Annotated in this window: 9 protein-coding genes; 1 reads left to right on the forward strand and 8 read right to left on the reverse strand. The window is 46.3% G+C overall.

Going from position 1 to position 7,818, the window contains the following annotated elements:
- Positions 1-60: 60 nt before the first annotated feature.
- From fumC to cmoA, 8 genes are all read right to left on the reverse strand, one after another.
- On the reverse strand, positions 61-1,455 hold the full coding sequence (gene fumC, locus FHQ30_RS07765) for a class II fumarate hydratase (protein WP_132965999.1): 1,395 nt from the start codon (positions 1,453-1,455) through the stop codon (positions 61-63).
- 170 nt (positions 1,456-1,625) lie between these two features.
- Positions 1,626-2,447: a D-hexose-6-phosphate mutarotase gene (locus FHQ30_RS07770; RefSeq protein WP_139611017.1), complete on the reverse strand. Its 822-nt coding sequence runs from the start codon at positions 2,445-2,447 to the stop codon at positions 1,626-1,628.
- Between the two features lie 66 nt (positions 2,448-2,513).
- Positions 2,514-2,807 (reverse strand): type II toxin-antitoxin system RelE/ParE family toxin, encoded by a 294-nt coding sequence (locus FHQ30_RS07775; protein WP_139611016.1) that lies wholly within the window; start codon positions 2,805-2,807, stop codon positions 2,514-2,516.
- Positions 2,800-3,042 carry a type II toxin-antitoxin system ParD family antitoxin gene (locus FHQ30_RS07780; RefSeq protein WP_139611015.1) on the reverse strand — a complete coding sequence of 81 codons (243 nt, stop codon included), beginning with the start codon at positions 3,040-3,042 and terminating at the stop codon, positions 2,800-2,802. Before FHQ30_RS07780 ends, FHQ30_RS07775 begins: the two co-directional genes overlap by 8 nt.
- A gap of 65 nt (positions 3,043-3,107) precedes the next feature.
- Positions 3,108-3,659, reverse strand: a complete 552-nt coding sequence (locus FHQ30_RS07785) for a DNA-3-methyladenine glycosylase I (protein ID WP_139611014.1) — start codon at positions 3,657-3,659, stop codon at positions 3,108-3,110.
- Between the two features lie 133 nt (positions 3,660-3,792).
- The gene (locus FHQ30_RS07795; protein WP_139611013.1) at positions 3,793-4,140 is read right to left on the reverse strand and encodes a hypothetical protein; all 348 of its coding nucleotides are present in this window, start codon (positions 4,138-4,140) and stop codon (positions 3,793-3,795) included.
- A gap of 8 nt (positions 4,141-4,148) precedes the next feature.
- Entirely contained in the window at positions 4,149-5,114 is a 966-nt protein-coding gene (gene cmoB, locus FHQ30_RS07800; protein WP_132966942.1) for a tRNA 5-methoxyuridine(34)/uridine 5-oxyacetic acid(34) synthase CmoB, read from the reverse strand.
- Positions 5,115-5,151: 37 nt separating this feature from the next.
- On the reverse strand, positions 5,152-5,889 hold the full coding sequence (cmoA, locus tag FHQ30_RS07805) for a carboxy-S-adenosyl-L-methionine synthase CmoA (RefSeq protein ID WP_139611012.1): 738 nt from the start codon (positions 5,887-5,889) through the stop codon (positions 5,152-5,154).
- Between the two features lie 226 nt (positions 5,890-6,115).
- On the opposite strand from cmoA, the gene FHQ30_RS07810 reads away from it, so the two are divergent.
- Entirely contained in the window at positions 6,116-7,753 is a 1,638-nt protein-coding gene (locus FHQ30_RS07810; protein WP_139611011.1) for a YdgA family protein, read from the forward strand.
- Positions 7,754-7,818: the final 65 nt, after the last annotated feature.

The raw sequence follows: 7,818 nt of genomic DNA on the forward strand, positions 1-7,818 counted from the left end.
ATCTTTGTCAATAATCTGTAACGGGATCATTTGATCCCGTTTGCTTGGTTTTCGTCACGGTTATTTCAAACTGCCGACCATATCTTCAGGGCGCACCCATTGATCAAATTGCTCAGCGGTCACTAACCCCAGATTGATCGCTTCTTCTTTCAGGGTTGTACCGTTTTTATGCGCAGTTTTAGCGATTTTTGCCGCATTCTCGTAGCCAATATGCGTGTTGAGTGCGGTTACCAACATCAACGAATTTTGCAACTGCATTTGAATGCGTGGATGGTTCGGTTCGATACCGACGGCGCAGTGTTCGTCAAACGAGACACAGGCATCAGCCAGCAGTTGGGCTGATTGCAGGAAGTTCGCCGCCATCACAGGCTTAAACACGTTCAGTTGGAAGTGGCCTTGAGTGCCAGCGAAAGAGATGGTGGTGTCGTTGCCCAGCACTTGTGCGCACACCATGGTCAAGGCTTCGCATTGGGTTGGGTTGACTTTGCCCGGCATAATTGAAGAACCCGGCTCATTTTCAGGAATCAAAATTTCGCCGATGCCGGAACGTGGTCCTGATGCCAATAAACGAATGTCGTTGGCAATTTTGTAGAGCGAAACCGCCAGTTGTTTTAAGGCACCGTGGGTTTCTACAATCGCATCGTGGGCTGCCAGCGCTTCAAATTTGTTCTCAGCCGTCACGAACGGCAAACCGGTAAATTTGGCAATATATTCTGCCACTTTGACATCGTAGCCTTTAGGTGTGTTCAAACCGGTACCGACGGCGGTGCCGCCCAGCGCTAATTCCGCCAAGTGCGGTAGCGTGTTTTTCAGTGCTTTCAAACCGAAATCCAACTGTGCCGCATAAGCGGAAAACTCTTGTCCCAGTGTCAATGGGGTCGCATCCATCAAGTGAGTACGCCCGATTTTGACCACATCTTTAAAGGCAGCGGCTTTGTCGGCAAAGGTTTTTTGCAAGCGTTCAACACAAGGGATGGTAGTTGCTACCACTTTTTTGTACGCAGCAATATGCATGGCGGTAGGGTAGGTATCGTTAGAGGATTGGGATTTATTCACATCATCATTCGGGTGAATAATGCTTTTCTCGCCCAATTTGCCGCCGTTTAACACGTGCGCCCGATTGGACACCACCTCATTGACATTCATATTCGATTGGGTGCCTGAGCCGGTTTGCCAGATCACCAGCGGGAATTGATCGTCCAGTTTATTTGCCAGAATTTCATCGCAGGCTTGGGCGATCAAATCGCGTTTTTCCACCGGCAGCACGCCCAAATCGGTGTTGGCGAACGCCGCGGCTTTTTTCAGATAACCAAAGGCTTCGATAATTTCATGCGGCATCGAAGCGGCAGGGCCGATTTTGAAATTGTTGCGTGAACGCTCGGTTTGCGCCGCCCAATATTTATCCGCCGGAACTTGAACTTCACCCATAGTGTCTTTTTCGATACGAAATGTCATAGTAATTTCCTTTTTTTGATAATAGATAACAAGAAAATTTTAACATTACTACCTATTAAGTGGAATGCAAAGGGATGATCTAAATCATGACAAATGAAGTTTTGTGAGCAAAATCACGAAGTTTAGCATGAAAAAAACCGCAAGGACGACGAACTCGCCCTTGCGCAAGTTTAGCGGGACAGACGAATAATCGCTTGCACGCTTTCGCCTTGCACTAATCGGCGGCGAATCCGTGATGTTTCTACACAAAGCATGGTTTGATAGCCGTTTTGCGACATACTGGAGGTTTTTTTGTGCCATGGATTCCACACCACAATATCCGACGCATTGATATGCTCAATTTCAATCGTGCGCTGCTGTACCTTATCTTCAATCTGGCTGATCGGATTTTCTGCGGAGTAAATACAATCGGTTTCCTGATCGAATTGGCGTGGCGACGGCACATTTTCCTGCTGATTATTCAACGTATTCAGTGCGGTTTTCGGCAAACCGTGCAGCGTGGTTTCGGCAATATCGCCCACATAAAAATAGCTGTGCAGCGCCAGTTGTGCCTCTTGCTCACCGTAGTGAGTGAAACTTAGCCTACATTCAGCACTAAACGTCATTTTCAGTTCGGCTTCAACCAGCTTGTGCCGGTCATGCAGGGTGAAATTCAGTTCGACTTGATCATCGCGGATTTGCCATTGGCTGAGCTGCCATAAGTTAATCCGCGCATAGCCATGCGCCGGGCTGCCGTTATCTTTAAACCACGGATAACACACTGGAATACCGCCACGAATCGCAGCGCCCAGCTTAAACGGCTCGATTTCACTCAACCAAAAAATATCCTGAGCAGCAAAGTGCGGTTGCCAACTCAGCAAATGGGCGCCTTGCAAGGCGATCATCGCTTTGCCAACGGCGTGATCCAGCACGATAACCGGAATTTCATTGATTTGTTGCAGCGAAAGGTTGGGGTGAATTTGTTTAATAAATTGGGTTGTTGGCAATGACATAAGCGAATCCTTGTTGAAAGTGTTGTCAATATTCTACGCTGACTGGCGGGGTTGGCAACCGCGGATTTAGTTGTAACTAATGTGTAATTTTGTCTCCATTTGTTGATGGAGAATTCTAACCACAAAAATATCATTTTTACGTACACGGTAGAAAATCGTATGTTGTTGGTGGGGAAAGCTCATCAATGTAGTATCAATAGCAGTACATTTTTTGCCGATGAGAGGTGATGCGGCTAATCTTAATAGTGCATTTTCTAACGACAATAAATAGTCAGAGGCTTTTTGGGCTCCAAAATTTATCAGACTATAACGGGTAATTTTAGCAAAATCGTGCTCTGCCAGTTTTGAGAGTTTATACATTTAATAATTGTTTTTCGCGGTTAAAAATATCATGTAGAGTGAGATCGCTTTCTCCACTTTGATCACCGGCTAAAATTGCAAGGCGAAGAGTTTCATTTACCGCTTCTTGCTCTTCTAACAGCCGAAGTGCGGTGCGCATGACTTCGCTGGTTGATCCGTAGCGTCCGGATTCAACCATGCGGGTGATAAAATTGGTGAGCGGTTCGCCGAGGGTAACGCTGGTGGTACGAGCCATAATGATGTTCCTTTTGTGTGATTAATTCACACAAAAGATAACAGGTTTAGCTAAATCTTCAAGTCTTATTTTGATTTCATCCAGGCCGGTTTACTCGCTAGCACTTGGGCATAAATCGGGCAATCCGTTTGGTGAGCGCCGGGCAGATAACCGCTGCTCATCAGAAACTCATTGACGATTTCACCGCCGACAAATTTGAATTGTTTTTTGAACAGCTTAACCCAGTCTTGAAGCGGGCGTGGGTGGTGTTGATCGAGCCAGTTTTTGAATGAACCATATTGTTGTTGTAGCAGCAGAATTTGTTGTGCGTTGTGAATCGCAGCGTTGACTTTCAATTTGTTGCGCACAATACCGGCATCATTTAACAACCGCTCTCGGTCGGCTTCGTTGTAGGCGGCGACGCTGGCGATGTCGAATTGTGAGTAAGCACGACGGAAATTTTGCTGCTTTTTCAGCATGAGTGTCCAGCTTAGACCGGCTTGGTTGATTTCCAGCACTAAGCGTTCAAACAGTTCGTTATCACTTTCAATCGGGTAGCCGTAGTGGTGATCGTGATAGTGTTTATTCAGATTGTCTTGTTCTGGTGTTAACTGGTTTACATAATCACAATAGCTCATTGATCTTCTTCTCTTTTCTAAATTAATTGGAACGAATGCGGCGCATAAACATCGGCAAGTCATCGGTCAGCACACGTTATTCCATCAGACCTCAATATGCTGCAACATCGGATTGCCCTGATAGCTGTCGACATCAAAAATATTGCTCTCCCAAAAGCGGTACATTTTTTCCATAGAGCTTGGCAAGAGGAAGCCAACCAACTTGCTGCGTACTATTTTTGACTATTGCCCATTCATAGTAGATCGCAAGTAATTCTACAGTATCGCCAATATTGACATTCAGTTCAGTCGGGTTATAAGATTGATTCAATTGATTATTTTCAATAAAAGATTCGGGTACATAGGTGTCAAAACCTTGAATAGAGCAACTAAACCAGTGGGTGTATTTTGCACAGGGTTGCAGATTTTCAAGCGGACAGCCTGCTGTAAATGTGGGAAAAAGCCCTTCGTTTTTATGCATTTCAATAGCGGTTAATTTCATAAATCTACCTATTTATTCGCCAACAAAACCGCTCTTTTCGGGGCGGGGTGGCCTTCGAGGGTTTTGCGGTGATCGTTCGGGTCAAGGAAGTCGATTAACGATTCATTTTGCAACCAGTCGGTTTTGCGCTGTTCTGCCAGCGAGGTGACTTCGACATCGACACAGCGCACATTTTTGAAACCGCACTTTTCCAGCCAGTTGATCAGCGCCGCCACCGACGGGATAAAATAGACGTTTTTCATTTTGGCATAGCGATCCGGCGGCACCAGCACAGAATTGACATCACCGTCGATCACTAAGGTTTCCAGCACCAATTCGCCGCCGTTGACCAGCTGCTCTCGTAACTGGCTCAAATGATCCAACGGCGATTTACGGTGGTACAGCACCCCCATCGAAAATACGCTGTCGAATGCGGCAAGCGGCTGCATTTGTTCGATGCCCAACGGAATTAAATGTGCACGGCGGTCATTATTCAGCAGTTTGCGCACCGCTTCGAACTGACATAAAAACAGCTCGGTCGGATCAATCCCGACCACCATGTTGGCGCCCTCGCCGACCATGCGCCACATATGATAACCGCTGCCGCAGCCGACGTCTAAAATAGTGCGATCCTGCAACGGCGCTAAGTGCGGTAGCACCCGATTCCATTTGAAATCGGAACGCCATTCGCAGTCGATATCAATGCCGTGCAGCTGATACGGACCTTTGCGCCACGGCATCAATTGTTTTAAATGGTAGATAATCCGTTGTTGTTCGCCAGCGGACAGTGGTTGGCTGGGAATTGCTGCGACCGCACTTTGCAAATTAATCTGTGAGGCGGTGAGTTCGGGCAAAAATTCAATCACTTTTGCCCATTTGGCGTATTCACCGTGGGCATTTTTTTGCCATTGGCTGAGCTGCAACGGCAATGTTTCCAGCCAGTTTGCCAGTTTGCCGGTGGCGATTTGTTGATAAAAAGGGCGAAAGTCGATCATGGTTTTCTCTATTGTCTTTTGTCTATTTCTGTCTTTTCTATTTTTCTTGCTGCTTGATGGCGATCATCGATCCAAAGTTAAAGCACTGAAACCACAATTCAACGTGGGCAAAACCGACTTCACGCAACCGCACTTTGTGTTGCGGAATGGAATCAGTGCGCATCACATTCTCAAGTGCGGTGCGTTTTTGGCTGACCTCCAGCTCGCTGTAGCCGTTGGCAAGCTTGAATTCATGGTGTAAGTCGATTTGCAGTTCGTTGATGCTCGGATCGTCAAAACGGAATTTCTCCGACAGCACCAACACGCCGCCGGGAGTTAAACCGTGATAAATGTTTTGCAGCAACAAAGTGCGGTCAGCCGGTGGCAAAAATTGCAGCGTGAAATTCAAAATCACCATCGAGGCATTTTCAATTTTGATATTGCGAATGTCATCACACACCACCTCAACCGCACTTTCACCGTGATAAGCATCGATGTGACGTTGACAGCGTTCGACCATTGCCGGGGAGTTGTCCACTGCAATCAGCTTCACATTCGGCTGTTTGATATTGCGCCGTGCCGACAGGGTTGCCGCGCCGCGCGAGCAGCCCAGATCATAAACATGGCTGTTCGGCTGCACAAAACGTTGTGCCAGCATACCAATCGCGGTGATGATATTGGAATAGCCCGGCACCGAGCGTTGGATCATATCGGGAAACACATCGGCGACGGCTTCGTCAAAAGTGAAATCGCCGATTTTTTCGATCGGCGCAGAGAAAATGGTGTCTTTATTCATCGGTTTTTTGCAAAGAGTGAAAGTGCGGTTATTGTAGCGAAAAACAGAGCGCTGTGACAGATTATTTTGGAGAGACAGAAGCGCTGGGTTGACCGTACTTTGCTTTATTCTGCGCTTTATCCTGCGGGGGCAATTTGATATAGGTTAAGCTGAAATTTTATGCTATTGTGCGCGCCATAGGGTCCGTTTGGGCTGATTTTCTCAATAAAATAAAAAGGAAAGCGATATGAAAAAATCCGTGGTGGCGATCAGTGTCGTTGCAGCGTTGGCTGTGCTTTGGGCGGGTGGAACTTGGTACACCGGCAAAAATCTGGAACAGCAATATGCCGAAAAAATCGCAGATCTGAATGAAACACTGACGCAGTATTTACCACCGGTTGATGGCAATGGCCTCAAAGTGGAAAACGTCAGCTATCAGCGTGGATTTTTCAGTTCGAAAATTGTAGATAAGCTGGTTTTGCAGGATCATGATCAACCAATTGAATTGGTGTTTGAAAGTGCGGTGCAACATGGCCCGTTGCCGTTGGCTCGTCTGCAAAAATTAGAGTTAAAACCGGTGCTATTGGCAGGCAATGCCAAATTAGTGAATAACTCGAGTGTAACAACATGGTTTAAGGCAGCCAAAGAGCAAACACCTTTCAGTACAGATTTTACGCTGGATTACAATGAGAAAGTGGTTGCCAGCAGTCGGTTTGCTGCGTTGCAATGGGCTGAAGACAACTTCGAATTTAAGATGTCGGATCTCGTGATTGATTCGGATACCGATCTGAACGCAATCGGCAATATAAAATTGAATCTGGATCAGCTTAGTTTTTCGGAGCAAGCCTCTGAAACAGCGCACAACAGCACCGCCTTGCAAATTAACGGCATCAAGATGGATAGTCGGCAGCAACAGGCAAAAGGCTTTGAAAATCTGGCGGTCGGCAGCAGCCGTTTGACCGTCAACGATATTTCGTTTGATCTGCAACCGGGAGAGCAAAGCGATGATTCGCCGCTGAAATTGCAGATCAGCGACACCAGCATCGATAGTGAAGTGCAATTGAATGACGGTTTTATTGATATTTCGTCTAAAAATTTGCTAGGTAAATTATTGATTGATGAAAACCATTTCGGGCAATTCCAGTTTGATCTGGGTATTAAACATCTTGACGGCAAATCGCTGAATGATTTGGTTGAATTACTGAAAAATATGCCGGCAGACGGTGAATTTACGCCGGAGCAAGACGAGCAAGGCAAGCAATTGTTGCAAACCCTTATGGCAAATTATCCACAACTACAATTTTTACCGCTGGCTTGGCGTAATGAAGGCGGCACCAGTCAACTGAATCTTGATATCGGCTTCAATAATAGTGATCAAGTTGGCGAAAATATGCTGTCGCTGTTTTCCAAATTTGAACTCAGTGGAGAAGTCAATAAACAGATGTTGCGCAGCCTGCTCACCACAGTGGTTGAAATGAATAACCCGGATATGACGGATCAAGGGCAAGTACAAACCATTGACGACTCTTATCAAGCCGCAAGCGCTGACTTCCTTGTTGACGGTACATTTATTGATACCCCAGAGGCGTTCACCGCCAATTTGATCTTGGAAAACGGCGTCTTGAAACACAACGGCGAAGTAGTGCCGGAAGAGAAAATCAATGAATTTGTGATGAGCATGGTGATGGCGGCGGCATTTTACAATATGTCTGATGATGACCAGTACAATCAAGATGATGAGCAATGGGGGGATGATGGTGAGATATATCCTGACGATCAGTTGGATGACAGTTTCTCACCGGCAGACGAAGGTTATGACTTGGCAATCCCGGATTTATCGCCGTCAGATTTAGAAGGTTTGCCGGAGGCAGCGCCACAACAATAGTTTTGAGAATAGGGTCTGTTGATCTTTGTTTATATTTTGAGTTGTCGTTTAAAATGAGTACAATC

Origin of the sequence: Testudinibacter sp. 'clade 2' (assembly GCF_006227735.1) — a bacterium.
Lineage (GTDB): Bacteria > Pseudomonadota > Gammaproteobacteria > Enterobacterales > Pasteurellaceae > Chelonobacter.

Bases quoted from the DNA above. Each gene is read 5' to 3' on its own strand.
- fumC (WP_132965999.1), bottom strand. From the start codon at position 1,455: ATGACATTTCGTATCGAAAAAGACACTATGGGTGAAGTTCAAGTTCCG.
- FHQ30_RS07770 (WP_139611017.1), bottom strand. From the start codon at position 2,447: ATGTCATTGCCAACAACCCAATTTATTAAACAAATTCACCCCAACCTT.
- FHQ30_RS07775 (WP_139611016.1), bottom strand. From the start codon at position 2,807: ATGTATAAACTCTCAAAACTGGCAGAGCACGATTTTGCTAAAATTACC.
- FHQ30_RS07780 (WP_139611015.1), bottom strand. From the start codon at position 3,042: ATGGCTCGTACCACCAGCGTTACCCTCGGCGAACCGCTCACCAATTTT.
- FHQ30_RS07785 (WP_139611014.1), bottom strand. From the start codon at position 3,659: ATGAGCTATTGTGATTATGTAAACCAGTTAACACCAGAACAAGACAAT.
- FHQ30_RS07795 (WP_139611013.1), bottom strand. From the start codon at position 4,140: ATGAAATTAACCGCTATTGAAATGCATAAAAACGAAGGGCTTTTTCCC.
- cmoB (WP_132966942.1), bottom strand. From the start codon at position 5,114: ATGATCGACTTTCGCCCTTTTTATCAACAAATCGCCACCGGCAAACTG.
- cmoA (WP_139611012.1), bottom strand. From the start codon at position 5,889: ATGAATAAAGACACCATTTTCTCTGCGCCGATCGAAAAAATCGGCGAT.
- FHQ30_RS07810 (WP_139611011.1), top strand. From the start codon at position 6,116: ATGAAAAAATCCGTGGTGGCGATCAGTGTCGTTGCAGCGTTGGCTGTG.